Source organism: Rhizobacter sp. Root404 (assembly GCF_001425865.1).
Classification (GTDB): domain Bacteria; phylum Pseudomonadota; class Gammaproteobacteria; order Burkholderiales; family Burkholderiaceae_C; genus LMDS01.
Genome location: NZ_LMDS01000001.1, coordinates 1 through 24,685 on the forward strand (window position 1 = coordinate 1; position 24,685 = coordinate 24,685).

Annotated in this window: 26 protein-coding genes; 18 read left to right on the forward strand and 8 right to left on the reverse strand. The window is 70.6% G+C overall.

The annotated features are described in order from the left end of the window. Together pgk and pyk are read left to right on the forward strand one after the other, a co-directional pair. On the forward strand, window positions 1-840 hold an 840-nt coding region (gene pgk / locus ASC76_RS00005; RefSeq protein WP_157615156.1), incomplete at its 5' end, for a phosphoglycerate kinase. Window positions 841-931: 91 nt separating this feature from the next. After that, window positions 932-2,362 (forward strand): pyruvate kinase, encoded by a 1,431-nt coding sequence (gene pyk, locus ASC76_RS00010; protein ID WP_056460555.1) that lies wholly within the window; start codon window positions 932-934, stop codon window positions 2,360-2,362. A 19-nt stretch (window positions 2,363-2,381) separates the two neighbouring features. On the opposite strand, the gene ASC76_RS00015 is transcribed toward pyk, so the two are convergent. Then, on the reverse strand, window positions 2,382-3,149 hold the full coding sequence (locus tag ASC76_RS00015; RefSeq protein ID WP_056460558.1) for a YdiY family protein: 768 nt from the start codon (window positions 3,147-3,149) through the stop codon (window positions 2,382-2,384). 113 nt (window positions 3,150-3,262) lie between these two features. Between ASC76_RS00015 and ASC76_RS00020 the strand changes: the two genes are divergently transcribed. The 4 genes from ASC76_RS00020 to ASC76_RS00035 all read left to right on the forward strand — a co-directional run bounded on the left by ASC76_RS00020 (window position 3,263) and on the right by ASC76_RS00035 (window position 7,894). Further along, window positions 3,263-4,489 (forward strand): threonine ammonia-lyase, encoded by a 1,227-nt coding sequence (locus ASC76_RS00020; protein WP_056460560.1) that lies wholly within the window; start codon window positions 3,263-3,265, stop codon window positions 4,487-4,489. 97 nt (window positions 4,490-4,586) lie between these two features. After that, a complete protein-coding gene (gene fba / locus ASC76_RS00025) occupies window positions 4,587-5,648 on the forward strand; it encodes a class II fructose-bisphosphate aldolase (protein WP_056460563.1) in 1,062 nt (353 codons plus the stop codon). A 234-nt stretch (window positions 5,649-5,882) separates the two neighbouring features. Further along, the gene (locus ASC76_RS00030; protein ID WP_157615158.1) at window positions 5,883-6,797 is read left to right on the forward strand and encodes a phosphoribosylaminoimidazolesuccinocarboxamide synthase; all 915 of its coding nucleotides are present in this window, start codon (window positions 5,883-5,885) and stop codon (window positions 6,795-6,797) included. Further along, window positions 6,794-7,894 (forward strand): hypothetical protein, encoded by a 1,101-nt coding sequence (locus ASC76_RS00035; RefSeq protein WP_056460566.1) that lies wholly within the window; start codon window positions 6,794-6,796, stop codon window positions 7,892-7,894. Before ASC76_RS00030 ends, ASC76_RS00035 begins: the two co-directional genes overlap by 4 nt. Window positions 7,895-7,922: 28 nt before the next feature. Here the strand turns inward: ASC76_RS00035 and ASC76_RS00040 are convergent, their stop codons facing one another. Further along, on the reverse strand, window positions 7,923-8,870 hold the full coding sequence (locus ASC76_RS00040; RefSeq protein ID WP_056460571.1) for a tetratricopeptide repeat protein: 948 nt from the start codon (window positions 8,868-8,870) through the stop codon (window positions 7,923-7,925). Between the two features lie 120 nt (window positions 8,871-8,990). Between ASC76_RS00040 and purE the strand changes: the two genes are divergently transcribed. From purE to ASC76_RS00070, 6 genes are all read left to right on the forward strand, one after another. Then, the gene (purE, locus tag ASC76_RS00045; protein WP_056462942.1) at window positions 8,991-9,455 is read left to right on the forward strand and encodes a 5-(carboxyamino)imidazole ribonucleotide mutase; all 465 of its coding nucleotides are present in this window, start codon (window positions 8,991-8,993) and stop codon (window positions 9,453-9,455) included. Continuing rightward, complete coding sequence (locus ASC76_RS00050) at window positions 9,452-10,621, forward strand: 5-(carboxyamino)imidazole ribonucleotide synthase (protein WP_056460574.1); 1,170 nt, start codon at window positions 9,452-9,454, stop codon at window positions 10,619-10,621. The genes purE and ASC76_RS00050 overlap by 4 nt, the downstream gene beginning before the upstream one ends. 2 nt (window positions 10,622-10,623) lie before the next feature. Further along, on the forward strand, window positions 10,624-11,604 hold the full coding sequence (locus tag ASC76_RS00055) for an L-threonylcarbamoyladenylate synthase (RefSeq protein WP_056460577.1): 981 nt from the start codon (window positions 10,624-10,626) through the stop codon (window positions 11,602-11,604). Window positions 11,605-11,651: 47 nt separating this feature from the next. Continuing rightward, the gene (locus ASC76_RS00060) at window positions 11,652-12,614 is read left to right on the forward strand and encodes an SGNH/GDSL hydrolase family protein (RefSeq protein WP_056460580.1); all 963 of its coding nucleotides are present in this window, start codon (window positions 11,652-11,654) and stop codon (window positions 12,612-12,614) included. Window positions 12,615-12,803: 189 nt separating this feature from the next. After that, on the forward strand, window positions 12,804-13,964 hold the full coding sequence (locus tag ASC76_RS00065) for an SGNH/GDSL hydrolase family protein (RefSeq protein ID WP_056460582.1): 1,161 nt from the start codon (window positions 12,804-12,806) through the stop codon (window positions 13,962-13,964). A 25-nt stretch (window positions 13,965-13,989) separates the two neighbouring features. Then, entirely contained in the window at window positions 13,990-14,682 is a 693-nt protein-coding gene (locus tag ASC76_RS00070) for an OmpW family protein (protein WP_056460585.1), read from the forward strand. A 3-nt stretch (window positions 14,683-14,685) separates the two neighbouring features. On the opposite strand, the gene dacB is transcribed toward ASC76_RS00070, so the two are convergent. After that, complete coding sequence (gene dacB, locus ASC76_RS00075; RefSeq protein ID WP_056460588.1) at window positions 14,686-16,143, reverse strand: D-alanyl-D-alanine carboxypeptidase/D-alanyl-D-alanine-endopeptidase; 1,458 nt, start codon at window positions 16,141-16,143, stop codon at window positions 14,686-14,688. A gap of 106 nt (window positions 16,144-16,249) precedes the next feature. Between dacB and tsaB the strand changes: the two genes are divergently transcribed. From tsaB to ASC76_RS00090, 3 genes are read left to right on the forward strand one after another with little or no spacing between them, the layout of a single operon-like run. After that, the gene (gene tsaB / locus ASC76_RS00080) at window positions 16,250-16,981 is read left to right on the forward strand and encodes a tRNA (adenosine(37)-N6)-threonylcarbamoyltransferase complex dimerization subunit type 1 TsaB (RefSeq protein ID WP_056460591.1); all 732 of its coding nucleotides are present in this window, start codon (window positions 16,250-16,252) and stop codon (window positions 16,979-16,981) included. Beyond that, the gene (gene rimI, locus ASC76_RS00085; RefSeq protein WP_056460594.1) at window positions 16,978-17,505 is read left to right on the forward strand and encodes a ribosomal protein S18-alanine N-acetyltransferase; all 528 of its coding nucleotides are present in this window, start codon (window positions 16,978-16,980) and stop codon (window positions 17,503-17,505) included. The genes tsaB and rimI overlap by 4 nt, the downstream gene beginning before the upstream one ends. Next, entirely contained in the window at window positions 17,492-18,280 is a 789-nt protein-coding gene (locus ASC76_RS00090) for a uracil-DNA glycosylase family protein (RefSeq protein WP_056460597.1), read from the forward strand. Before rimI ends, ASC76_RS00090 begins: the two co-directional genes overlap by 14 nt. On the opposite strand, the gene glmU is transcribed toward ASC76_RS00090, so the two are convergent. Next, window positions 18,258-19,667: a bifunctional UDP-N-acetylglucosamine diphosphorylase/glucosamine-1-phosphate N-acetyltransferase GlmU gene (glmU, locus tag ASC76_RS00095; protein ID WP_056460602.1), complete on the reverse strand. Its 1,410-nt coding sequence runs from the start codon at window positions 19,665-19,667 to the stop codon at window positions 18,258-18,260. The two genes, ASC76_RS00090 and glmU, sit on opposite strands and share 23 nt — an antisense overlap. Before the next feature lie 43 nt (window positions 19,668-19,710). On the opposite strand from glmU, the gene ASC76_RS00100 reads away from it, so the two are divergent. Then, the gene (locus ASC76_RS00100; protein ID WP_056460605.1) at window positions 19,711-20,577 is read left to right on the forward strand and encodes a DUF6279 family lipoprotein; all 867 of its coding nucleotides are present in this window, start codon (window positions 19,711-19,713) and stop codon (window positions 20,575-20,577) included. A gap of 10 nt (window positions 20,578-20,587) precedes the next feature. Here ASC76_RS00100 and ASC76_RS00105 read toward each other — a convergent pair whose 3' ends face one another. From ASC76_RS00105 to ASC76_RS00120, 4 genes are read right to left on the reverse strand one after another with little or no spacing between them, the layout of a single operon-like run. Further along, complete coding sequence (locus ASC76_RS00105; RefSeq protein WP_056460608.1) at window positions 20,588-21,208, reverse strand: DUF4136 domain-containing protein; 621 nt, start codon at window positions 21,206-21,208, stop codon at window positions 20,588-20,590. 31 nt (window positions 21,209-21,239) lie between these two features. Then, a complete protein-coding gene (gene ttcA, locus ASC76_RS00110; protein WP_056460611.1) occupies window positions 21,240-22,142 on the reverse strand; it encodes a tRNA 2-thiocytidine(32) synthetase TtcA in 903 nt (300 codons plus the stop codon). After that, window positions 22,139-22,540, reverse strand: a complete 402-nt coding sequence (locus tag ASC76_RS00115) for a dihydroneopterin aldolase (protein WP_056460614.1) — start codon at window positions 22,538-22,540, stop codon at window positions 22,139-22,141. The genes ttcA and ASC76_RS00115 overlap by 4 nt, the downstream gene beginning before the upstream one ends. A 12-nt stretch (window positions 22,541-22,552) precedes the next feature. Continuing rightward, window positions 22,553-23,326 carry an SDR family oxidoreductase gene (locus ASC76_RS00120; RefSeq protein WP_056460617.1) on the reverse strand — a complete coding sequence of 258 codons (774 nt, stop codon included), beginning with the start codon at window positions 23,324-23,326 and terminating at the stop codon, window positions 22,553-22,555. Between the two features lie 18 nt (window positions 23,327-23,344). Here ASC76_RS00120 and ASC76_RS00125 point away from each other — a divergent pair, with 18 nt between their 5' ends. Continuing rightward, on the forward strand, window positions 23,345-24,463 hold the full coding sequence (locus ASC76_RS00125) for a class I SAM-dependent methyltransferase (protein WP_056460620.1): 1,119 nt from the start codon (window positions 23,345-23,347) through the stop codon (window positions 24,461-24,463). A 27-nt stretch (window positions 24,464-24,490) separates the two neighbouring features. Continuing rightward, the gene (locus ASC76_RS00130) at window positions 24,491-24,685 is read left to right on the forward strand and encodes a DUF2905 domain-containing protein (RefSeq protein WP_056460623.1); all 195 of its coding nucleotides are present in this window, start codon (window positions 24,491-24,493) and stop codon (window positions 24,683-24,685) included.

Here is a 24,685-nt window from a genome sequence, read left to right on the forward strand (position 1 = left end):
GCCGAGGCCTCGACCTACGGCATCGCCCAGTACGCGCCGATCGCCTGTGCCGGCCCGCTGCTGGCGGCCGAGATCGACGCGATCACCAAGGCCCTGGCCCACCCGAAGCGCCCGCTGGTGGCGATCGTCGCCGGCAGCAAGGTCTCGACCAAGCTGAGCATCCTGCAGGCGCTGGCCAAGAACGTCGATCAGCTGATCGTCGGCGGCGGCATCGCCAACACCTTCATGCTCGCCGCGGGCCTGCCGATCGGCAAGAGCCTGGCCGAGCCGACGCTGCTCGACGACGCCAAGGCGGTGATCAAGGCGATGCAGGCGCGCGGCGCGGCGGTGCCGATCCCGACCGACGTGGTCACCGCGAAGGAGTTCAAGGCCGACGCCAAGGCGACCGTCAAGGCGGCCACCGACGTCGCCGCGGACGACCTGATCCTGGACATCGGCCCGCAGACCGCGAAGGCGCTGGCCGAGCAGTTGATGAAGGCCGGCACGATCGTCTGGAACGGACCCGTAGGCGTGTTCGAGTTCGACGCGTTCGCCGGCGGCACCGAAGCGATCGCGCGCGCGATCGCGAAGTCGGACGCGTTCAGCATCGCCGGCGGCGGCGACACGCTGGCGGCGATCGCGAAGTACGGCATCGAGAAGGACGTGGGCTACATCTCCACCGGCGGCGGCGCCTTCCTCGAGGTGCTGGAGGGCAAGACGCTGCCCCTGGCGGCGATCGCGAAGTACGGCATCGAGAAGGACGTGGGCTACATCTCCACCGGCGGCGGCGCCTTCCTCGAGGTGCTGGAGGGCAAGACGCTGCCGGCGTTCGAGATCCTGCAGAAGCGCGCGGCCGCATAACAATCATTCCCGCGTGCCGCGCTTGTAATCGCGCGGTAACCGCCGGGCGCTCCGATAATCCGCCGACCAGAACAATACGGAGACTCCGCCCATGCCCCGCGCCACCAAGATCGTCGCCACCCTCGGCCCCGCGTCCAGCTCACCCGAGGTGCTGGAGCGCATGATCCGCGCCGGTGTGGACGTGGTGCGGATGAACTTCTCGCACGGCAAGGCGCAGGACCACATCGACCGCGCGACGCTGGTGCGCGAGATCGCCAAGCGCTGCGGCAAGGAGGTCGCGATCATGGCCGACCTGCAGGGGCCGAAGATCCGGATCGGCAAGTTCGACGGCGACAAGACGATGCTCGTGGTCGGCCAGTCGTTCGTGCTCGACGGCGCGACCACCGCGCTGGGCACCAACGAGCGCGTCGGTCTTGACTATAAGGAACTGCCGCGCGATGTGCGCGCCGGCGACATCCTGCTGCTCAACGACGGCCTGCTGAAGCTCGTGGTCGATGCGGTGCGCGGCGACGAGGTCCACACCACCGTCGTCGTCGGCGGCGAGCTGTCGAACAACAAGGGCATCAACAAGGCCGGCGGCGGCCTGACCGCGCCCGCGTTGACCGCGAAGGACATGGACGACATCAAGACCGCGATGAGCTTCCAGTGCGAATACCTCGCGGTCAGCTTCCCGAAGACCGCGACCGACATGGAGATGGCACGCCAGCTCGCCAACGTGGCCGGCGAACCGTGGCGCCACAAGCCGCAGCTGATCGCGAAGATCGAGCGCAGCGAGGCGATCCCGGTGCTCGACCAGATCCTCAAGGCGTCCGACGGCATCATGGTCGCGCGTGGCGACCTCGCAGTCGAGGTCGGCAACGCCGCGGTGCCGGCGCTGCAGAAACGCATGATCAAGATGGCGCGCGAGATGGACCGCGTCGTCATCACCGCGACGCAGATGATGGAGTCGATGATCGTCAACCCGGTGCCCACCCGCGCCGAGGTCAGCGACGTGGCCAACGCGGTGCTCGACGGCACCGACGCGGTGATGCTCAGTGCCGAGACGGCTGCCGGCAAGTACCCGGTCGAGACGATCGAGATGATGGCCAGCATCTGCGTCGAGGCCGAGAACGCGGAGGAGATCGCACTCGACGCGAGCTTCACGAACAAGACCTTCGCGCGGATCGACCAGTCGATCGCGATGGGCGCGCTGTTCACCGCCTACCACCTCGGCTGCAAGGCGATCCTGGCGCTGACCGAGTCCGGCTCGACCGCGCTGTGGATGAGCCGCCACCGCATCCACGTGCCGATCTACGGCCTGACCTCGCAGGTGCGCAGCCAGCGCCGCATGGCGCTGTACCGCAACGTCACGCCGATGCTGATGCCCAACTTCAGCGACCGCGACCAGGCCCTGGCCGAGGCCGAGGCGCTGCTGGTGCAGAGCGGCGTGCTCGACCCCGGCGACACCTACGCGATCACCTGCGGCGAGCCGATGGGCCACCCGGGCGGCACCAACATGCTGAAGGTCTGCCGGGTGGCGTGACCCGCGCCACGCGGGTCGGTCAGTCGAGCTTGACCGAGATGCCGGTGACGAATAGGGTGTCGCCCTTCTTCAGGCCGGCGCCCGGGTCGCTGTTGTAGCGGTAGTTCAGACCGGCGGTCAGGCTCAGCGCGTTGGTCATCGCGACCGACAGGCCCGAATCGAACACGCCGCGGTAGCCGCCGCCGCTGCGCAGCGCCGGGTAGAGCGAGAGCTTCTGGTGGAAGCTGGTCGTCTCGGTCCACTGGTGGCGCGATTCCTCGGCCAGCAGCGCCTCGGCGCGGCCGTAGCGGCTGCGGAATCCGCCGTTCACGTCCGCCGGGTCGACGTACCGGTCCTCGGTGTAGCCGAGGCCGGCCGAGAGGTCGAAGGTCAGCGTGTCGGTCTTGACCACGTGCCGGCCGACGCCGCCGAACAGCGACGCGCGGGACGACACATTGGCAGGCTTGTCGCGCAGGAAGTCGGCCTTGCCGAAGCCGAACCACGCGGGCGTGATGTCTTGGTCGTACTGCGTGCCCAAGGCCAGGTTCTCGACCGTCGTGACGCCGTCGGTGCGGCCCCAGTTCGCCTTGCCGCCGAGCTGCCACTTGCTGTCGGCGGTGGCGCGCACCGCGTCGCCGCTGAGGTTGACGCTGGACGCGCTGGTGTTGCCGGAGGCATAGCTCGCCCCCGCGCCGAAGGCGGAACGGAACTGGCCGTCGGGCTTGATCGTGGCCTGAGCCTGCGCGAGTGCGAGTGTCGGCGCGAGGAGCAGCAGCGCCGTGAGCGGGAAGGCGGGACGAAACATCATGGGGTTCCTTCGATCGAACTGCAAAAGTGGTCGAGGCTACAGACGCCGCTGCCGCGCGTATGTAGGACCCCAGGCAGCGTGTGTGGCGTGAACCGGCCGCGCCACAATGCGGCATGACCGCGACCGACTCGACCCCGACGCTGACCCTCGCCGACATCCAGGCCGCCGCCGAGCGCCTGCGCGGCGAAGTGATCGACACCCCGTGCATGCCCTCGCGCACCCTGTCGGCGCTGACCGGCTGCGAGGTGTTCCTCAAGTTCGAGAACCTGCAGTTCACCGCGTCGTTCAAGGAACGCGGCGCGCTCAATAAGATGGCGCAACTGACGGCCGCCGAGCGCGCCAGCGGCGTGCTCGCGGTCTCGGCCGGCAACCACGCGCAGGGCGTGGCCTACCACGCGCAGCGCATGGGCATTCCGGCGACGATCGTGATGCCGCGCTTTGCGCCGGCGGTGAAGGTCGAACGCACGCGCGGCTTCGGCGCTACCGTGGTGCTCGAGGGTGACACCTTCGACGACGCCCGCGCCCATGGCCTGCAGCTCGCGCAATCGCGCGGGCTGACGCTGGTGCACCCGTACGACGACCTGGCGGTGATCGCCGGGCAGGGCACGATCGGCCTGGAGATGCTGGCGCAGCAGCCGTCGATCGACACGTTGGTGGTCGCGATCGGCGGCGGTGGCCTGATCTCGGGCGTCGCGACCGCGGCGCGCGCGCTGCGGCCCGACATCGAGGTGATCGGCGTGCAGACCGAGCGTTTCCCCGCCGCGTGGAACGCCCAGCACGGCCAATCGCGCGAGAGCGGGCAGGCGACGATCGCCGACGGCATCGCGGTCAAGTCGCCGGGCGCGCTGACCGTGCCGTTGATCAAGCAGCGCGTCGACGACATCGTTCTCGTCAGCGAGGACGACATCGAGCAGGCGATCCTGATGCTGCTCGAGATCGAAAAGACGGTGGTCGAAGGCGCCGGTGGCGTCGGCCTGGCCGCCTTGCTGAAGCATGGCGATCGTTTCAAGGGCCGCAGGGTCGGGCTGATCCTGTGCGGCGGCAACATCGAGCCGCTGGTGCTGGCCGAGATCATCGAGCGCGGCATGGTCAAGTCCGGGCGCCTCGCGCGATTGCGCTTCGACGTGCGCGACGTGCCCGGCGCACTGGCCGACGTCGCGACGCTGCTCGGCAAGCTCGGCGCGAACATCGACGAGGTCCAGCACCAGCGCGCGTTCACGTCGCTGTCGGTCGAGCGGGCGCAGATCGAGGTCGTGGTGCAGACGCGCGGCGTCGCGCACATCGAGCAGATCCTGGTCGCGATGCGCGCGCAGGGCTACCACGCCGAGCGCATCGGATAGCCCGCGCGGAGCGGTCGGTTGCAGGGTGCTCGGTACAATTCGCCGAGTTACGGCGCAGTTTCACGCCGGCCCCACTCATCGCTCACAGGAGACTGCCATGCTCGTTTCGTTGCGCCAGCTGTTGGACCACGCCGCCGAGAACGGCTACGGCATTCCGGCCTTCAACGTCAACAACCTGGAGCAGGTGCAGGCGGTCATGACCGCCGCCGACGAGGTCGGCTCGCCGGTCATCCTGCAGGCCAGCGCCGGCGCGCGCAAGTACGCTGGCGAGCCCTTCATCAAGCACCTGATCCTCGCGGCCGTCGAGCAGTGGCCGCACATCCCGCTGGTGATGCACCAGGACCACGGCCAGAGCCCCGAGGTCTGCAAGGGCGCGATCGAGCTGGGCTTCAGCTCGGTGATGATGGACGGCTCGCTGCAGGCCGACGGCAAGACCATCGCGAGCTTCGACTACAACGTCGACGTGACCCGCCGGGTCGTCGACATGGCCCACAAGCTGGGCGTCACGGTCGAGGGCGAGCTCGGCTGCCTCGGTTCGCTCGAAACGATGAAGGGCGACAAGGAAGACGGCCACGGCACCGAGGCCACGATGACCCGCGACCAGCTGCTGACCGACCCGGAAGAGGCGGCCGAATTCGTCAAGCGCACCCAGCTCGACGCGCTCGCGATCGCGATCGGCACCAGCCACGGCGCCTACAAGTTCACCCGCAAGCCCACCGGCGACATCCTCGCGATCGACCGCATCAAGGACATCCACAAGCGCATCCCGAACACCCATCTGGTGATGCACGGCTCCAGCAGCGTGCCGCAGGACCTGCTCGCGGTGATCCGCGAATACGGCGGCAACATGAAGGAGACCTACGGCGTGCCCGTCTCCGAGATCCAGGAGGCCATCAAGCACGGCGTGCGCAAGATCAACATCGACACCGACGTGCGCCTGGCGATGACCGCGGCGATCCGCAAGTTCTTCGCCGAGAACCCGGAGAAGTTCGACCCGCGCGACTACCTCAAGCCGGCCCGCGAGGCCGCGAAGAAGATCTGCCGCCAGCGCTATGTCGAGTTCGGCTGCGAAGGGCAGGCGGGCAAGATCAAGGCGCAGAGCCTGCCGCAGGTCGCGCAGCGCTACGCGGCCGGGGAGCTGGCGCAGACCGTCGTCTGACCCCGCGCGCTTCGCGCCGTGCCCTTCGAGACCCCGCCCCGGCGGGGTCTCCTGCTTGGGACGTGCAGTCGTGTGCGAAACGCGCGACGACAATGCAAACAATATTGAAAGCAATCGTTGTGGCGCCGTCCGCCGCGCATGATCCGGTGCCCCCGGAAGCGCGCGGACCGGCTCCCTACAATTTGAGCCTCCCCTCCACGCGTTTCCAGGCGTGCCTCGCGGCACGAACCGACCATGATCCACGACCTGACCGCCACGCCCCCGCTGCTCGAAACCAGCCTGCATTCGCTGCCGCTGCTGGCGCGCGGCAAGGTGCGGGACAACTATGCGGTCGGCACCGACCGCATGCTGATGGTCGCCACCGACCGGCTCAGCGCCTTCGATGTGGTGATGGGCGAGCCCATCCCCGGCAAGGGCGCGCTGCTGACCGCGATGGCGATGTTCTGGTTCGCGCACCTCGAAGGCATCGTGCCGAACCACCTCACCGGTGACGATCCGCTGAGCGTCGTCGCGCCCGACGAGCGCGAGCAGGTGCGGGGCCGCTCGATGCTGGTCAAGCGCCTCAAGCCGTTGCCGATCGAGGCGGTGGTGCGCGGCTACCTGGCCGGCAGCGGCTGGCAGGAGTACCAGAAGAGCCAGTCGGTCTGCGGCGTCGCGCTGCCGCCGGGCCTGAAGAACGCCTCGAAGCTGCCGGCGCCGATCTTCACGCCGGCCACCAAGGCCGAGATGGGCGACCACGATGAGAACATCGACTTCGCGCGCATGACCGAGATCGTCGGTCCGGCCCTCGCGAACCAGGTGCGCGACACCGCGATCAAGCTGTACACCGCCGCCGCCGCGCTCGCCCTGACCAAGGGCATGATCATCGCCGACACCAAGTTCGAGTTCGGACTCGACGCCGACGGCACGCTGGTGCTGATGGACGAGGTGCTGACGCCCGACTCCTCGCGCTTCTGGCCGGTCGAGGGCTACGCCGAAGGCAGCAACCCGCCGAGCTACGACAAGCAGTTCGTGCGCGACTGGCTCGAGCAGGTCCGCGTCGACGGCCAACCGTGGGCCAAGCGCCCGCCGGCCCCGGCACTGCCGGCCGCAGTGATTGCACAGACCGCCGGGCGCTACCGCGAAGCCCTGGAACGGCTCACCACATGAAATCGCGCCTCCTGAGTCGACTCGATACCGACATCAGGGAGGCGTCCCACCCGCTGGCCGCCGACAGCCTGCGCTGCGAACGCGCGGCCTACCTGGCCCGGCTCGGCGATTTTGACGAAGCGCGGCGCGAGATCGCGGCGCTGCGCGAGCGCTACGGCCCGCAGCCAAGCACCGCGATCAGCGCCTGGCTGCATCTGGCCGAGGCGCTGGTCGGCCACTACACCAATCTCGGGCCGGCCGTTCGTGACAAGCTGGCGCGTGCCCATGCGCTGAGCGCCGCTGGCGGGCTCAAGCCGTTGCAGGCGCTCAGTGCGGCCTGGCTCGCGCACCTCGACTACCTGGCCATGGATGCGACGGCGCTGGTGCGGCGTGCGTCCGAGGCGCTGTCGCTGGCCGAGGCCGACCACCACGCGGCGCTGGCCCGGGTCAAGCTCGTGATCGCGCAGGCTTACCACGAGGCCGGCCGCTACGACCGGGCTCAGCCCTGGTACCAGCAGGCGCGCCGCCACGCGACCGCCGACGGCGACGACGCGACCTTGAGCGCGATGATGTGGAATATGGCCTCGTTGCGCGTGGCCGCCTGGCGCCAGCTGGCGGCGCGTGGCACGCCAGGGGCCGACAGCGAGATGCACCTGCTGCTCGGCGCCGAATCGACGGCCCATTTCGACGCGATGGTCGGCGTGCGCAGCCTCAGCGCGCTGCAGCCGATCCTGCGCGCGCAGGTGTGCGCGCTGCTCGGTCGCGACGACGAAGCGCTGGCGCTGTTCGAGGCGCATCTGGACGATTCGCTGCGCCAGGGCATGGAGCCGGTCGCCGGCATCCTGCTGGCCGACCGGGCCTGGTGCCGGTTGCAGGCGCGGCATGCGGTCTCGGCACGCGCCGACGCGACCGCCGCGGCGGCGGCACTCGACCGGCCCGGCAGCGCCTGCGACCGCGCCCCCGGCCACACCCGCCTGGCGCAGGTATCCGAGGCGCTGGGCGATTCGGCGGCCGCCCGACGCCAGCATGCGCTGGGGGCCGCAGCGTGGTCGGACCTCGAGAACGACCAGGCCCGCCTGATCGCGGCACTGGACGCTGCCGCGTTCGTCCCGGGCTGAGATCGCACCCGGGGCCGCGGCGCCGGCGTCAGAACAGCGTCATGCTGAGCTTGCGGCGATAGCCGTCGACGACCGGGTCGGCGGGCGTCACCGCCGCCTGGCCGGCCAGTTCCAGCTTGCCCTTCGGCGCGGCGGCGGCCTCGGCCTTGGTCGGCGCCGGCTTGGTCATCAGCTCGAGGATCGCGACGAAGGTCTTGCGCGCGAGTTCGTCCTTCCAGGCCTTGTCGCGCATCAGGATCTCGAGCAGCTCGTCGAGCGCCTGGGTGAAGCGCTGGGCCGCGAAGTGGCCTTGCGCGAGCTCGAAGCGCGCGTCGAAATCGCGCTTGTTGGCGGCGATCGCGGCGGCGAGCTGGTCGGGCGAGCGCGCTGCGCCGGCCTGTTCGCAGGCCTCGAGCCAGCGGCCCGCGGCGGCCAGGCGCGCGTCGAGCATCACCTTGGTCGCGACCGGCTCGTAGGCGCGGCGGGCTTCCTCGATGCGGCCGGCGCCGAGCAGCGCGCGCAGGTAGTCGTAGCGGGCGGCGTCGTTGCCGGGGTTGACGGCGACCGCCTCCTGCAGCTTCTCGAGCGCGCTGTCGGTGTCGCCATCGGCCAGCAGCGCCTGCGCCTCCTCGACGTCCTCGGCCGCCGCGACTGCCTCGCTGCTGGGCACGTGCTTGTCGAGGAAGGCACGCACTTGCGCCTCGGGCAGCGCGCCGACGAAGCCGTCGACCGGCTGCCCGCCCTTGAACAGCACGCAGAACGGGATGCTGCGCACGCCGAACATCTGCGACAGCTGGCCGGCGATCTCGGGCTGCTCGTCGGAGTTGAGCTTGGCCAGCACGAAGCGGCCCCCGTAGTCGGTCTCGAGCTTCTCCAGCACCGGGCCGAGCGACTTGCACGGGCCGCACCACGGGGCCCAGATGTCGAGCAGCACCGGCTGCTGCATCGAGGCGGTGATCAGGTCGGATTCGAAGTTCTGCAGCGAAATGTCTTGCATGGCGGGAGGTTCCGGAGCGGCGGCACGAGGCGGGGAGATGGCGCCGCGCCGCCTACAATTCAAGTTCATCAGCACCTGGAGCGAGCCTTGAGCAGCGCCCCCGTGGTGGTCGGCGTGGTGATGGGTTCCAGCAGCGACTGGGACACCCTGCGCGCGGCCACCGAGATTCTCGCCGAGTTCGGCATCGCCCACGAAGCCCGCGTCGTCTCGGCCCACCGCATGCCGGACGAGATGTTCGCGTACGCCGAGCAGGCTGCGCCGCGCGGCCTGAAGGCGATCATCGCCGGCGCCGGCGGCGCCGCGCACCTGCCCGGCATGCTGGCCGCCAAGACCACCGTGCCGGTGCTCGGCGTGCCGGTCGCGAGCCGGCATCTGCAGGGTGTCGATTCCCTGCACTCGATCGTGCAGATGCCCAAGGGCATCCCGGTCGCGACCTTCGCGATCGGGATCGCCGGCGCCGCGAATGCGGCGCTGTTCGCGGTCGCGATGCTGGCCAACGAGGATCCGGCGCTGCGCGCGAAGCTCGATGCCTTCCGCGCGCGCCAGACCGACGCCGCGCGGGCCATGTCGGCCGAGCTGAAATGAGCGCTTCATTCATCGCGCCGGGCGCAACCCTGGGCGTCATGGGCGGTGGTCAGCTCGCCCGCATGTTCGTGCACGCCGCGCAGCGGCTCGGCTACGCGACCGCGGTGCTCGATCCGGATCCCGACAGTCCGGCCGGGCTCGTGTCGCACCACCATATCCGGGCCGACTATCTGGACGGGAATGGCCTCGACGAACTGGCCGAACTGAGCGCGGCCGTGACGACCGAGTTCGAGAACGTGCCGGCGCAGGCGCTGGCGCGGCTGGCCGAGCGGCGCCCGGTCGCGCCGGCGGCGGCCGCCGTCGCGATCTGTCAGGACCGCGCGACCGAGAAAGCCCACTTCGCCCGCAGCAACGTGCCTTGCGCGCCGTACACCGTGCTGGCCGGCGTCGGCGAGCTGGTCGGTGTGCGCGGCGACTTGCTGCCGGGCATCCTCAAGACCGCGCGCCTGGGCTACGACGGCAAGGGCCAGGTGCGCGTCGGCACGCGCGCAGAGTTGTCCTCGGGCTGGGCGGCGCTCGGCAGCGTCGCCTGCGTGCTCGAGAAGATGCTGCCGCTGGCGCACGAGATCAGCGTGATCGTCGCGCGCGGGGCGGATGGCGCGCTGGTGAATCTGCCGGTCCAGCAGAACCTGCATCGCGACGGCGTCCTCGCCGTGACGCAGGTGCCGGCGGCGGCCGTGCCGGCCGACGTGCAGCAGCGTGCGGCGGCCAGTGCGAGGCAGATCGCCACGGAACTCGGCTATGTCGGCGTGCTGTGCGTCGAGTTCTTCGTGTTGCGCGACGGCAGCCTGATCGCCAACGAGATGGCGCCGCGCCCGCACAACTCCGGCCACTACAGCATCGACGCGTGCGACATCTCGCAGTTCGAGCTGCAGGTGCGCGCGATGACCGGCGCGACGCTGCCCGAGCCGCGCCTGCATTCGCCGTGCGTGATGCTCAACCTGCTCGGCGACCTGTGGTTCGACGACCAGGGCGAGGAGCGCCCGGCCGGTCCCGACTGGGCGGCCGTGCTCGCTTTGCCCGGCGTGCACCTGCACCTGTACGGCAAGTCGCAGGCCCGCTCCGGCCGCAAGATGGGCCACCTGACGGTCACCGCGCCCAGTCTCGAGGCGGCCGACGCCGTCGCGCGCGAGGCCGCGGTGCGTCTCGGTATCGAGGGCTGGTAGGCGTGTTGCTGGACGGGCTGCTGGCGAGCGCCATCGACGCCGCCGCCGCGCGGCTGGCCGACGGCGAACTCGTCGCGTTCCCGACCGAGACGGTCTACGGCCTCGGTGCGCGCGCCGACCGGGCCGACGCGGTCGCGAAAATCTTCGCGGCGAAGGGCCGGCCGAGCGATCACCCGCTGATCGTCCACGTGACCGGCCCGGCGCAGATCGACGTGTTCGCGAGCGCGGTACCGCCGGTTGCGCGGCGCCTGATCGATGCGTTCTGGCCCGGCCCGCTGACGCTGATCCTGCCGCGCCGGGCCGACATCGCGGAAGCCGCCGCGGGCGGCCAGGACAGCATCGGTCTGCGCTGCCCGTCGCATCCGGTCGCGAAGGCCCTGCTGCAGGCCGCGGAACGCCTGGGCGTGCCGGGCGTGGCGGCGCCGAGCGCGAACCGCTTCGGCCGCGTCAGCCCGACGCTCGCGGCCCACGTGGTCGAGGAATTCGGTGCCGATCTGCTGGTGCTCGATGGCGGCGCGACCGAGGTCGGCATCGAGTCCGCGATCGTCGACTGCTCGCGCGGGCATCCGGTGCTGCTGCGCCCCGGCACGCTGACCCGCGCGCAGATCGAGGCGGCGGCCGGCGAGCCGCTGGGCGCGCCGGATGCCGATGCGCCGCGCGCCCCGGGCACGCTGGCCGCGCACTACGCGCCGAACGCCCGGCTGCGGCTGATGTCGTCCGCGATGCTTCACACGGCTTTGCAAGTCCTCGGCGATGAGCCGCTGAAGCTGGCGGTATATTCACGCGGCGCGCCGCCGGCCGCGGCCCGTGGCGTGCGGTACCGCCGCATGCCCGCGCAGGCGGCGCAGGTGGCGCATGAATTGTTCTCGGTGCTGCGCGAACTCGATGCCGAAGGCGCGCAGCTGATCTGGGTCGAAACGCCTCCGCCCGAGTCCGAATGGGACGGCGTTCGCGACCGCCTCACGCGGGCCGCCGCCGCCTGATACCTCCCCGCATCCTTGCCTGATCGCCTGACCCTCCGGAGCCCCGAATGAAGTTGAACCTGAATCGAACCGCACGCGCCGTCCTCGGCGCCGGCCTGCTGGCCTCGGCGGCATTGCTGGCGGCGTGTGGCGGCGGCGAGCAGGTGCAGCGCTTCTACCCGAGCCGAGTGCTCGCTTTCGGCGACGAGTCGAGCGTGATCAATGCCAATGGCACCAAGTACACGATCAACGCACTCGTCAGCGGCAGCACCACCCAGATCGAGTGCAGCCTGAATCCGATCTGGATCCAGTCGCTCGCCGGCAATTACGGCCTCGCGTTCCCGGAGTGTCCCGGCACCGCCGTGACTGACCCGGTCAGCCGCATCTACGCCGCCAACGGTGCCAAGGTGGCCGACATCGCCGCGCAGATCGACAATCACCTGACCAACGGCGGTGGCTTCGTCAACGGCGACATGGCCACCTTGCTGGTCGGCGCGAACGACGTGATCGCGCAGTTCCAGCAATACCCGGCCGTCGGCGAGGACCAGCTGTCAGCGAACCTGACCGCGGCGGGTGCCGCGCTGGCCGAGCAGGTGAATCGCCTGGCCGCCCTCGGCGCGAAGGTGCTGATCGTGACGATCCCCGACATGGGCCGAACCCCGTTCGCCGGAGACCGAAGCCCCGGCTCGACCGACGGCAATCCGGCGCTGCTGACGCGCCTGTCGACCAAGTTCAACGATGCGCTGCTCTCCAACATCCTGAACGACGGCCACCAGATCGGGCTCGTGCAGCTCGACCAGTACCTGCTTTCGGTCGACACCGCGACGATCAACAAGTACTCGGGCGCGAGCTACAGCAACACGACGCAAGCCGCCTGCGCGGTCGCACTGCCCAACTGCACGACCAACACCCTGGTCGCCGATGCGGTCAACAGCTTGTGGCTGTGGGCCGACGACCGGCATCTCAGCGCGGCAGGCCAGAACGCACTGGGCTCGCTGGCTGTGACGCGATCGCAGAACAACCCGTTCTGATCGCACATCGAAGCGGCGCGCGCGGTACGCGCACGCTGCGTTTGCACGCGTTTCGCGCGCGGCTGCCTGCTCTCCGGGGTTTGCCCGGACGCGACCCGGTCTGACGCCACCCTAGAGTTTCCTTTCGAGGACGGACATCGGTTCGTCGGTGCTGCCTGACAGGGCGCATGGGACCTTCAGGGGCACGGCATGAAACAGAATCGATCCTGGGCGTCGGGCGCCTGCGCGGCGCTGGTCGCCGCCCTCGTTTCCGCTTGCGGGGGCGGTGGGAGCAACACGACGCCGGCCGCGGCGATCACCTCCGTCAAGGTGATGGGCGACAGCCTCGCCGACAGCGGCACCTTCGGCTTCAAGTTCACCGTCAACGGCACGTCCTCGCAGATCTACCCCGAGCGCATCGCGGCCACCTACGGCCTCACGCTCTGCAACGCCTACGTAGCGACCGGCGCGTCGACCTTCATCCCCAACCCGGCACAGGCCGGCTGCACCAACTACGCGATCGGCGGCGGGCGGATCAACAACTACAGTGCGCCGACCTCGCCGCTGTCGATCGTGCAGCAGCTCAAGGACGCATCTGCCGCCGGCGACTACACCGCCGGTGACCTGCTCGTGATCGACGGCGGCGGCAACGACGCGGCCGACCTCGTCGGCGCATTCCTGAACGCGCCGGCGGATGGCGGCGCCGCCTATATCGCCCTGCTCGGCACGGTGCTGCCGCCGGCGACGATCGGTGCCGCGGTGAGCGCGGGGCAACCGGGTCTCGAGCGCGTGGGCGCCACCTACCTGAGCGCGCTGGCCGACAACTTCCACGCCGCGATCCAGACCCACGCACTCGACCAGGGCGCCCAGCGCATCGCCGTGCTCAACATGCCCGGCATCACCAACACGCCGCGTTTCCGGATGGTGCTCGACAGCATCGCCGCCGCGTATGGCGGCGGTGCGGCCGGCGCCTCAGCCCGCGCCCACGCACTGGGGGTGTTCGACTCCTGGATCACCGCGTTCAACACCGAACTTGCCACCAAGTTCGCCGGCAACGCGAACGTGGTCGTGGTGGATTTCCACGCCTCGTTCGACGACGAGGTGGCGAACCCGGGCCTCTACGCGCTGCAGAACGTCGCGACGCCGGCCTGCCCGATCACCGGCGTCGGCAGCGACGGCCTGCCGACCTACACCTTCCCGACCTGCACCGACGCCGCGCTCTCGGCGGTCCCGCCACCCACGGGCGCGACCGGCGGTGCCGACTGGTGGAAGTCGTACGCGTTCTCCGACGGCTTCCACCCCACGCCGTACGGGCACGACCTGCTCGCGCGCTACATCTCGCGCTCGCTCGCCCAGGCCGGCTGGCTCTGACCCGTTGCATCGAGGAGAACCCGCCATGACGCAACGTTTCCCTGCCCGCACCGTCCTCAGCGCCACGCTGGTCGCCTCGCTCGCGCTGCTCGCCGCCGGCGCCGCGTCGGCCCAGACCGCCGGCACGCTGCTGGTGCGTGCCGGCGCGACCCAGATCAAGCCGAACGTCGACAGCAGCGACCTGACCGCCCCGGCGATGGTCGGGTCGAAGGCCGACATCCGCGCCAGTTCCCGCCTGTCCGGTGGGCTGAGCTACATGGTGACCGACCACCTCTCGGTCGACGTGCCGCTCGCGCTGCCCTTCAAGCACGAGATCGACGGGGCGGGGGCGATCGCCGGCGTCGGCAAGATCGGCGAAGTCCGGGCGGCACCGATGACCGTGCTGGGCCAGTACCGCTTCCTCGAGCCGGGGTCCGCATTCCGCCCCTACGCGGGGGCGGGCCTGAGCTACGTCAAGTTCTACAAGGCGCGCGGCACCGCCACGCTGACGGCTCTGAGCGGCGGCACGCCGGCGAACCCGACCACGCTGACGGTCGAATCGAAGTTCGCCCCCTCGCTGCAACTCGGCGCCACCTTTCTCGTCGACGCGCATTGGGTCGTCGACGCGACCGTGTTGCGGACCTTCCTGAAAACCCGCACGACCCTGTCGACCGGGCAGACGCTCGACGCGACGCTCGACCCGACGACGGTGTCGCTCTCGGTGGGCTACGCGTTCTGAGGTTCAGTTCGCCGGTTCGGCGGCGGTGACCGGCAACGCCGCGTCACCGGCGGCCCACTGCACCAGCGCATCGAACGCCGGCCGCGCGGCGTTCGCGTTCGGATGGTTCGCGATCATCACGACGACGTAGCGCCGGCCCGAGTTCGCGAGCACCTGACCGGCGATCCCTGCCACGTCGCGCAGCGAGCCCGTCTTCAGGTGCGCGCGCCCCAGCGTCGCGCGCGAGCGCTTCAACGTGCCGTCGACGCCGCTGACCGGCAGCGAACTCAGCAGCTCCGGCATCACCGGGCTGGCCCAGGCCGTGACCAGCAGCCGCGCCAGCAGTTCCGCGGTGACGCGCGCCTCGCGCGACAGGCCCGAGCCGTTGTCGAGCACCAGCGCGCCGGCCGCGCTGCCCAGACGCGCGGTCGCCCACTGGCGCAGCACGTCGCGCGCCGCATCCGGCGTGCCGGCGCCGCTTTGCGTCAGGCCGAGCGTCAGGAACAGCTGTTGCGCCATCACGTTGTTGCTGTACTTGTTGATGTCGCGCACGATGTCGGCGAGCGGCGGCGAGATCGACTCGAACGTCGGCGGTGTGTCGGGTGCGGTCCCATCGCGCACGCGGCCGGTGATGCGGCCGCCGAGTTCCTTCCACATGCCCAGCAGCGCGCGCTCGTTGAAGCGGGCCGGCTCGGCGTGCGCCACCGCCCAGCTCTTCTCGCCGCACGCGGCCGCGAGCCTGCCGGCGAAGCGCGCATGCAGCGGGTCGGTGAAGTCGGCCCGCAGCGCACCGCGCCAGTCCTCGCACGGCCCGGCAGCGAGCGCCACGCTCGCGTCGTGGCGCACGCCGGCCAGCGGCGGGTCGGCCGAGACCAACGCGATGCCGCGGGCCGGGTCCGGCGTGAACGTGTAGACGACCGCGCGGTAGTTCAGCATCAGCGCATCGGCGCGCACGTTGTAAGGCCGCAGCGCTTCGCCGTCGAAGTCGCCCGCGGCCTGCTCCGGCACCGAGAAGGCGCTGCGGTCGAGCACGATGTCGCCCCGGATCTCGCGCACGCCCAGTTGCTGCACGCGCCGCAGCAGCAGCCACAGGCGTTCGACGACGAGCTTCGGATCGCCGTTGCCCTTGATCACCAGGTTGCCGTCCAGCACGCCGGCCCGCACGCTGCCCTGCAGCCACACCGGGGTGCTCCAGGTCCACGCCGGGCCCAGCAGGTCGAGGGCCGCGAAGGTCGTGAGCAGCTTCATCAACGACGCGGGGTTGACCGGCTGTTCCGTCTGCCAGGCCAGGCGCGGGCGGGCGCCGCTCACCTCCTGCACGATCGCGACGACCGACTCGCGCGGCACCTTGGCACGGTCCAGGGCGTCGAGCACGGCGGCCGGGAGCGCGTCGGCGGTCGTTGCGGGCGCCGCCGCCGCCAGCGGCGCGAGCAGCGCGAGCGTGGCCGCGGCCAACGCTCGGCGGACTCGGGAAACAGGCATGCGCGATGATCGCATGCAGGCGCGGCGGCTAAACTCGATCCATGAGCCAGAAGCCCCTGCGGCCGCGTCGCCGCGGCGCCCTTCCAGAGGCCGGCCGGCGCCGCGCATGACGGCCACCCTGCTGGCATTCGACACCGCGACCGAACACCTGAGCATCGCGCTCCTGTCCGGTGGCGGCGTGCACGTGCACGAGGGCGCGGGCGGTGCGCAGGCGTCGGCCACGTTGATCCCGTCGATCCTGGCGCTGCTCGCACGCACGGGGATCGCGCTGAAGGACCTGGATGCGATCGCGTTCGGCCGCGGCCCCGGCGCCTTCACGGGGTTGCGCACGGCGTGCTCGGTCGCGCAGGGCCTCGCGTTCGGCGCTGGCAAGCCGGTGTTGCCGATCGACACGCTGCTCGCGGTCGCCGAGGACGCGCGCGCGGGCGAGGATCGTCCGCAGCGCGTCTGGGTCGCGATGGATGCGCGCATGAACGAGGTCTACGCGGCGCAGTACGCGTGGGCGGCGGGCCGCTGGACCGTGCTGGACGCGCCGATGTTGATCGGCCCCGACGCGCTCGATGCGCGCTGGCAGGCGCTTGCGCCGGAGCATGTGGCCGGCAACGCGCTGACCGCGTTCGCGGGCCGGACCTGGACCACGGGCACGGCGCGCCTGTCGCCCGACGCGTTGCCGCGCGCCGGCGCGATGCTGCCACTCGCGCAGGCCCTGTGGGCCGATGGTGGCGCGGTCGACGCGGCCGCGGCGCTGCCCCTGTATCTGCGCGACAAGGTCGCGCAAACCACCGAGGAGCGCGCCGCCGTGCGCGCCGCGAAAGACGCGCTGGAGGCCGCGCGATGAGCGCGCTGTGGCGCGGCCCGGCGCGCCGTATCGCCGGCGATGCCCCACTGCTCGTGCCGATGACGATCGCGCAACTCGACGCGGTGATGGCGATCGAGGTGGCCGCCTACGCGTTCCCATGGAGCCGCGGCAACTTCATCGACTCGCTCGCCGCCGGCTACCCGGCGCGCACGCTGGTCGACGGGCACGGCGCACTCCTCGGCTACTTCGTTGCGATGGGCGGCGTCGACGAGATGCACCTGCTGAACATCACGGTCGCCCCGGCGGCGCAGGGACGCGGGTACGCGCGGCGCATGATCGATGCGCTGGTCGGGCTGTGCCAGGCCCTGCCGGCCCGCTCGCTGTGGCTCGAGGTGCGCGCGAGCAACACGCATGCGCGTGCACTGTACGAGCACCTCGGCTTCGTGCAGGTGGGGCTGCGCAAAGGCTATTACCCGGCGCCGTTCGGGCGCCGCGAGGATGCGATCGTGATGAGCCTGGCGATCGAACCCGCCGCCTCGGGAGGCCCCGATGCGCTGGGATGAGCGACAACGCGCGATGCTGCGCGAGATCGGCGTGCACGCTTGGTGGCCGGTCGACGACGGGGTCGCCACCGAGGAGCGGCCTGCCGTCGAGGCCCGGGAGGACGCCGCGCCCGCGATCGTCCCGGGCCGCGAACCGCCGCCCGCCGTGCCGCGCGCGGCGGCGGAACCCGGCGTCGCGGCCGGTCTCGACTGGCCCGCCTTGCGTGCGGCCGTTGCCGCCTGCACGGCGTGCCCGCTGAGTGGCAGCCGCCGCCAGACCGTGTTCGGCGTCGGCCACGAGCAGGCGCACTGGATGATCGTCGGCGAGGCGCCGGGCGAACAGGAGGATCGCGAGGGCGAGCCCTTCGTCGGCAAGTCGGGCCAGCTGCTCGACAACATGCTGCGCGCGATCGGGCTGACGCGGGGTGCGGCCGAGCCGGCACGCCAGGTGTTCATCGCCAACACGCTGAAGTGCCGCCCACCCGGCAACCGCAACCCCGCGCCGGACGAACTGGCGCAGTGCGAGTCCTTCCTGATCCGGCAGGTGCAGCTGGTGCAGCCGCGCATCATCCTCGCGATGGGCGCGTTCGCGGTGCAGAGCCTGCTGCGCAGCAGCGAGCCGGTCGGGCGCCTGCGCGGGCGCGTGCACCGCTACCAGGGCGTGCCGCTGATCGTGACCTACCACCCGGCCTACCTGCTGCGCAACCCGGTCGACAAGGCCAAGGCCTGGGACGACCTGTGCCTCGCGGTCGAGACCGCGGCGGCGACCGCCGCTACGTCGACTTCGGCACCTTGACCGGCCGCTTCCAGCCGGCCAGCGAGAGCTGCTTCGCACGCGACACGGTGAGCTGTCCGGCCGGTGCGTCCTTCGAGATCGTCGAGCCGCCGCCGATGGTCGCGCCCGCGCCCAGCGTGACCGGCGCGACCAGCACGCAGTTGCTGCCCACGTGCACGTCGTCGCCGATCACGGTGCGGTGCTTGTTCGCGCCGTCGTAGTTCGCGGTGATGCTGCCGGCGCCGTAGTTGACCCGCGCGCCGACTGTCGCATCGCCGAGGTAGGCGAGGTGGTTGGCCTTCGCGCCGCGGCCCAGCGTCGAGTTCTTGACCTCGACGAAGTTGCCGATGTGCACCTCGTCGCCCAGCACCGCGCCCGGCCGCAGCCGCGCGAACGGGCCCACCTGCGCGCCCGCGCCGACCTGCACGCCGAGCGCTTCGCCGTCGATGTGCGTGAAGGGCTGGATCAGCGCGCCGGCCGCGATGGTCGCGTTGCGGATCACGCAGTTCGCACCGATGCGAACCCCGTCGCCGAGGACGACGCGGCCCTCGAACACGCCGTTCACGTCGATCTCGACATCGCTGCCGCAGTCCAGGGTGCCGCGCAGGTCGAAGCGCGCCGGGTCGGCCAGGCGCACGCCGGCCTCCATCAGCGCGTCGGCCTGGCGGCGCTGGTAGCGGCGCTCCAGGTCGGCCAGTTGCAGCGGGCTGTTCACGCCCAGCACCTCGGTCTCGCTGGTGGCGCGTTCGGTGACCACGGCGACGCCGTCGGCCACCGCCAGCGCCACCACGTCGGGCAGGTAGTACTCGCCCTGCACGTTCTCGTTGCGCAGCGCGCCCAGCCAGCGCTTGAGCGCCGCGGTGGGCGCGGCCATCACGCCGGTGTAGACCTCGCGGATCAGGCGCTGCGCGGGGCTCGCGTCCTTGTGCTCGACGATGCCCTGCACGCGCCCGCCTTCGGTCGCGGAGCGGCCGGCCGGATCGCCGCGCACGATGCGACCGTAGCCGCTCGGGTCGTCGAGCAGCACCGTCAGCAGCGCGAGGCGCTCGCCGCCGCAGGCGGCGACCAGCGCGGCAGCGGTCGCCGGTTCGATCAGCGGCACGTCACCGTTCAGGATCAGCGTGGTGCCCGCGTCGTGCAGCAGCGGTGCGGCCTGCTGTACCGCATGGCCGGTGCCGAGCTGCGGCATCTGGCGCACGAATTGCACCTGCGGCGCGGCCACCGCGGCCTCGACCGCGTCGGCGCCGTGGCCCGTGACGACCACGATCCGGTCTGCCCCCAGCGCGGCAACGTTTTGCAGAACATGCTGCAATAGGCTGCGCCCGGCCAGGTTGTGCAGCACTTTCGGCAGGCTGGAGCGCATGCGGGTGCCTTTGCCCGCGGCCATGATCACGATGTCGAGCGCCATGTTGGGTTTCTTTCGAACGGTCGGGTCCAGGTCGTTGATTATCGTGGCGCTGTGCAGCCTCCTCGCTGCGGTGTCGGGCTGCAGCGCGCTGCGCATCGGTTATGCCACCGCGCCCGATCTCGTCTACTGGTGGCTCGACCGCTATGTCGACCTCGACGACGTGCAGACGCCCAAGGTGCGCGCCGCGATCAAGCAATGGTTCGCCTGGAACCGCCGCACCCAGGTGCCCGACTACGCGGCGCTGCTCGCGCGGGCGCAGGCCGAGGTGCTGGCGGACACGACGCCGGCGCGCGTCTGCGAGTGGCAGGGCGACGCGGTCAGGCGCGCGCACGTCGCGTTCGACCAGATCGCCCCGCAGATCGCCGAGCTGATGCTGACGATCACGCCACAGCAGGTGCGCCACATCGAGCAGCGCTACGGCAAGATCAACACCGAGTTCCGCGACGACTTCCTGCAGCCGGACCCGCGCGAGCGCGCCGACGAGGCCCGCAAGCGCGTCGTCGACCGGGCCGAGATGCTCTACGGCCGGCTCGATGACGCGCAGCGCGAGCGCATCGACGACGGCCTGAAGCGCTCGCCGTTCGACCCCGAGCTGTGGTTCGCCGAGCGCCGCTTCCGCCAGCAGGAGGTCTTGCAAGGCCTGCGCCGCTTGCAGACTCAGGAGGGCCGCGCGAGTCGCGAACAGGCGCTGACGATGCTGCGCGGCTATGTCGAACACCTCGAGCGCTCGCCCCGCGACAACTACCGCCGGTACTACGAGCGCCTGACCGAATTCAACTGCGGGTTCGCCGCCGCGTTGCACAACGCAACGACCGCGGCACAGCGCAAGACGGCAGCGAGCCGGCTTGCGGGCTGGCAGGGCGACCTGCGGGCGATCGCCACGGCCGCCGAGCCGGCCACCGCGCCGTAGCGGGCGCCGCTCAGGCGGGCGGCTTCTTCGAGATCTGCGTCGTGACGCTGCGCGGCGCCGGGCTGACGTTCGGAAAGTCCTTCAGCGCCGCTTCGAACATCGCCGGCAGCAGGTAGTCGATCGACGGCGACGGCCCGTTGTTGTTGGCGCGGGCCTCGTAGAGCAGCTGTCCGGTGCGGCGGTCGCGGATCAACAGCGCGACCTCGCGCTCGAAGCTCTGGCTCTCGTACGGCGATCCCCAGCCCCACCCCCAGCCGGGGCCCCAATAGCCGCGGCCGTAGCGCCACGGGTGGCCGTTGAAGGCGGCGCCGCGCCAGAACAGCGGGTCGTTGAAGATCCAGGGGTCGTTGCTGGTGACGCGCGCACCGACCTGCATCAGGTACTGCGCATCGTTCGGATCGGCGGCGGCGCGGAACCCCGCCGCCTCGAGTGCGCCACGGGCCGCATCCTCGAGCTGCTGGCGCCGCTCCGGATGCGCCTGCTGCGAGGGCAGGCGCTCGAACACGAAGGTCGCGGGCTGGCGATCGGCCGGCCAGCTGCCGTAGGTCGAGACCTCGTTGCTGAGGTTGTTGAACGCGGCGCAGCCGCCGAGCGCCACGGCGACAGCGGCGGCAGTGAGCAAGCGGATCATGGCGGGTCTCCTTCTGGCGAGCGCAGGCGGGTCAGGTCGACGGGCGGAACGTGATCGTCGAGGCCGCGGGGGGCGCGCAATCGTCATCGTCGTCGAAAGCGCGGTCGCCTGCTGCATCGGCCACGCCCGTGGCTTGGAGCGTCGTGAACGGGTAGAGGTTCCGGTCCATCAGGTGCGACGGGACGACGTGGGCCATCGCGTTGAACATGTTCTCGATCCGGCCCGGGAAGCGCCGGTCCCAGTCGCGCAGCATCTGCTTGGTCTGAACGCGCTGGAGGTTCTCCTGGCTGCCGCACAGCGTGCACGGGATGATCGGGAACTGCCGGTGCACGGCCCAGCGCTCCAGATCCAGCTCGTTCACGTAGGCCAGCGGGCGGAGCACGACGTTCCTGCCGTCGTCGCTGACCAGCTTGGCGGGCATGCCCTTCAGTTTGGCGCCGAAGAACATGTTCATGAACAGCGTCTGCAACATGTCGTCACGGTGATGCCCGAGTGCGATCTTGGTCGCGCCCAGCTCGCCGGCCACGCGGTACAGGATGCCGCGGCGCAGCCGCGAGCACAGGCTGCACATCGTCTTGCCCTCGGGGATCACGCGCTTGACGATCGAGTAGGTGTCCTGGTTCTCGATGTGGAACGGGATGCCGAGCGATTCCAGGTACGCCGGCAGCACGTGCTCGGGGAAGCCCGGCTGCTTCTGGTCGAGATTGACGGCGACGATGTCGAAGCGGATCGGCGCGCGCGCACGCAGGTTGATCAGGATGTCGAGCAGCGCGTAACTGTCCTTGCCGCCCGAGACGCAGACCATGACCTTGTCGCCCTCCTCGATCATGTTGAAGTCGACGACCGCCTGGCCGACCTGGCGGTGCAGGCGCTTGCTGAGCTTCTGCAGTTCGACCGACAGCTTGTTCGTCGGCGTGTCGAGCACGGCGCTCATTCGTTCTTCTCCTTGAGGCCGAAGACCTCGCAACCGACCGAGACGCAGTCGGGGTAGACATCGGGTTTCTGGGTCGAGACGCGCGCGGCGCGCACCTTCGGGTGCGCCAGCATCAGCGCGAGCAGGTCGTCGACCAGCGTCTCCTGCAGCTGGATGTGGCCGCGGCTGACGCGCTCGGCGATGCTGCGGCGCATGAAGTCGTAGTCGACGACTTCGTCGAGCTCGTCGGTCTTGGGCGTCGACAGCGCGAGCGGCACGTACAGGTCGACGTTGATCAGCACGCGCTGTTCCTTCGTCTTCTCGAACGCGTGCACGCCGATGTTGATGAAGACCTCGTAGTCGCGCAGGAACAGGCGACGGCAGTCCATCAGGCTGGGGTGGCTGAGCAGGCTTTGCATGCGGGTGTCCGGCTAGTGCTTCGCGAGGTAGAGCACGTCGCGCGGCTGTGCGCTCAGGTGCTGGCCGCCGTCGACCAGCAGGGTGGTGCCGGTGATCGCGGGCGATTCGATCAGGAAGCGCACGGCGCGGGCGATGTCCTCGGGCGTCGACGAGCGCTCCAGCGGCGTCATCCTGTGCGCCGCCGCGAACTCGTCGGCGCTCATCGGCCCCGACAGCAGCGTGACACCGGGCGCCACGCCACACACTCGCAGCCGCGGCGCGAGCGCCTGCGCGAGCATCACGGTCGCGCTCTGCAGCGCGGCCTTGGACAGCGTGTACGAGAAATAGTCGGGGTTCGGGTTCCAGAGCTTCTGGTCGATCAGGTTGACGACGCAGCCGCGCCGGTTGGCGTCGGCCAGGTGCTCGTGCAGTGCCTGCGCCAGGATGACCGCCGGCGCGGTGTTGGCACGCCAGTGCTTTTCCATCATCGCGACGCTGAAGCTCGTCGGGTCGTCGTGCTCGAAGGTCGACGCGCTGTTGACGACCGCGTCGAGGCGACCGAAGTGGGCGGCGACGGCGGGCACCAGCGCGCGACAAGCCGGCTCGTCCGACAGATCGGCCTGGAACGCCTGCGCCCGTGCGCCGGCCGCGCGCAGATCGTCGACCGTGGCGTGCGCGTCGGCCTCGGAACCGCGGTAGTGCACCGCCACGTCGAACCCATGCGCGGCCAGATCGAGCGCCATCGTGCGACCGAGCCGCCGGGCGGCGCCGGTGACGAGGACGACGGGTCGTGAAGCTGCGGTCATGGTTTCTACAATGCGGCGATGCAAGCGCCCGAAGCCGCCAGTGTATCGGCGCCCCTCTCCCGGCTGATCCATGCGGCCATCGCGCGCGACGGCGGCTGGCTGCCGTTCGACCGCTTCATGGCGCTGGCGCTGTACGCGCCGGGCCTCGGCTACTACGCGAACCACGGCCGCAAGTTCGGGCTGATGCCGCAGTCGGGCAGCGACTTCGTCACCGCGCCTGAACTGTCGCCGCTGTTCGGCCGCGCGCTGGCCCGCCAGGTTGCCCAGGCGCTGGTCGCCAGCGGAACGCGTGAACTCTGGGAGTTCGGGGCCGGCTCCGGCGCGCTCGCGGCGCAGTTGCTGGAGGCGCTGGCGGACCTCGGTCAGCCCCTCGACCGCTACACGATCGTCGATCTCTCGGGCACGCTGCGCGAACGGCAGCAGGAGCGTCTCGCCGCTCACGACGACACGGTGCGCTGGGTCGACGCGCTGCCTGACGCGATCGACGGCGTGATCGTCGGCAATGAGGTGCTCGACGCGATGCCGGTGCAGCTGCTGCACTTCGACGGCGCGCAGTGGCTGGAGCGCGGCGTGAAGGCGCGCGACGGCGGGTTCGGGTGGAGCGACCGCCCGACCACGCTGCGCCCGCCGGTCGACGGCCCGTTCGTCCCCGGCACCGTGACCGAGGTGCACCCGCAGGCCCGCGCCTTCATCACCACGCTCGCCGAGCGCCTGACCCGCGGCGCGGCCTTCTTCATCGACTACGGCTTCCCCGAGGCCGAGTACTACCACCCACAGCGCACCGGCGGCACGCTGATGTGCCACCGCGCGCACCAGGCAGACACCGACCCGCTGGTCGATGTCGGGTTGAAGGACATCACCGCGCACGTCGACTTCACCGGCATCGCGCTCGCCGCGCAGGAGGCCGGTCTGCGCGTCCTCGGCTACACCTCGCAGGCACACTTCCTGTTCAACTGCGGCGTGATGGAACTGCTCGACGGCGCCGATCTGATCGCTCGTGCGAACGCGCAGAAGCTGCTGGCCGAGCACGAGATGGGCGAGCTGTTCAAGGTGATCGGCTTCGCGAAGGGCTGCGACGCGAACTTCCTCGATGCGCCGCTCGGCTTCGCGCACGGCGACCGGACGCACACGTTGTGATCCGCTCGCGACGTTGAAAGCGCCCTCGTGATCCGCTGGCTGATTGTTGTCTTCATCGCGCTGATCCTGTTCAGCGGCCTGCGCCCGTGGCTCGAGAAGCTGGGCCTCGGCCGGCTGCCGGGCGACTTCCGTTTCCGCCTGTTCGGCCGCGAGTGGTTCGTGCCGTTTGCCAGCAGCGTCGTGCTGAGCCTGCTGGCGATGGCGTTGATGAAGTTGCTGTAG

Excerpts from the sequence above, each read along its gene's own strand:
- ASC76_RS00020 (WP_056460560.1), top strand. The coding sequence starts at position 3,263 with ATGACCGCGACCGACTCGACCCCGACGCTGACCCTCGCCGACATCCAG.
- ttcA (WP_056460611.1), bottom strand. The coding sequence starts at position 22,142 with ATGAGCGCCGTGCTCGACACGCCGACGAACAAGCTGTCGGTCGAACTG.
- ASC76_RS00030 (WP_157615158.1), top strand. The coding sequence starts at position 5,883 with ATGATCCACGACCTGACCGCCACGCCCCCGCTGCTCGAAACCAGCCTG.
- ASC76_RS00125 (WP_056460620.1), top strand. The coding sequence starts at position 23,345 with ATGCAAGCGCCCGAAGCCGCCAGTGTATCGGCGCCCCTCTCCCGGCTG.
- ASC76_RS00060 (WP_056460580.1), top strand. The coding sequence starts at position 11,652 with ATGAAGTTGAACCTGAATCGAACCGCACGCGCCGTCCTCGGCGCCGGC.
- glmU (WP_056460602.1), bottom strand. The coding sequence starts at position 19,667 with ATGGCGCTCGACATCGTGATCATGGCCGCGGGCAAAGGCACCCGCATG.
- pyk (WP_056460555.1), top strand. The coding sequence starts at position 932 with ATGCCCCGCGCCACCAAGATCGTCGCCACCCTCGGCCCCGCGTCCAGC.
- ASC76_RS00065 (WP_056460582.1), top strand. The coding sequence starts at position 12,804 with ATGAAACAGAATCGATCCTGGGCGTCGGGCGCCTGCGCGGCGCTGGTC.
- rimI (WP_056460594.1), top strand. The coding sequence starts at position 16,978 with ATGAGCGCGCTGTGGCGCGGCCCGGCGCGCCGTATCGCCGGCGATGCC.
- ASC76_RS00105 (WP_056460608.1), bottom strand. The coding sequence starts at position 21,208 with ATGATCCGCTTGCTCACTGCCGCCGCTGTCGCCGTGGCGCTCGGCGGC.
- tsaB (WP_056460591.1), top strand. The coding sequence starts at position 16,250 with ATGACGGCCACCCTGCTGGCATTCGACACCGCGACCGAACACCTGAGC.
- ASC76_RS00070 (WP_056460585.1), top strand. The coding sequence starts at position 13,990 with ATGACGCAACGTTTCCCTGCCCGCACCGTCCTCAGCGCCACGCTGGTC.
- dacB (WP_056460588.1), bottom strand. The coding sequence starts at position 16,143 with ATGCCTGTTTCCCGAGTCCGCCGAGCGTTGGCCGCGGCCACGCTCGCG.
- fba (WP_056460563.1), top strand. The coding sequence starts at position 4,587 with ATGCTCGTTTCGTTGCGCCAGCTGTTGGACCACGCCGCCGAGAACGGC.
- ASC76_RS00050 (WP_056460574.1), top strand. The coding sequence starts at position 9,452 with ATGAGCGCTTCATTCATCGCGCCGGGCGCAACCCTGGGCGTCATGGGC.
- ASC76_RS00090 (WP_056460597.1), top strand. The coding sequence starts at position 17,492 with ATGCGCTGGGATGAGCGACAACGCGCGATGCTGCGCGAGATCGGCGTG.
- purE (WP_056462942.1), top strand. The coding sequence starts at position 8,991 with ATGGGTTCCAGCAGCGACTGGGACACCCTGCGCGCGGCCACCGAGATT.
- ASC76_RS00015 (WP_056460558.1), bottom strand. The coding sequence starts at position 3,149 with ATGATGTTTCGTCCCGCCTTCCCGCTCACGGCGCTGCTGCTCCTCGCG.
- ASC76_RS00040 (WP_056460571.1), bottom strand. The coding sequence starts at position 8,870 with ATGCAAGACATTTCGCTGCAGAACTTCGAATCCGACCTGATCACCGCC.
- ASC76_RS00120 (WP_056460617.1), bottom strand. The coding sequence starts at position 23,326 with ATGACCGCAGCTTCACGACCCGTCGTCCTCGTCACCGGCGCCGCCCGG.
- ASC76_RS00115 (WP_056460614.1), bottom strand. The coding sequence starts at position 22,540 with ATGCAAAGCCTGCTCAGCCACCCCAGCCTGATGGACTGCCGTCGCCTG.
- ASC76_RS00035 (WP_056460566.1), top strand. The coding sequence starts at position 6,794 with ATGAAATCGCGCCTCCTGAGTCGACTCGATACCGACATCAGGGAGGCG.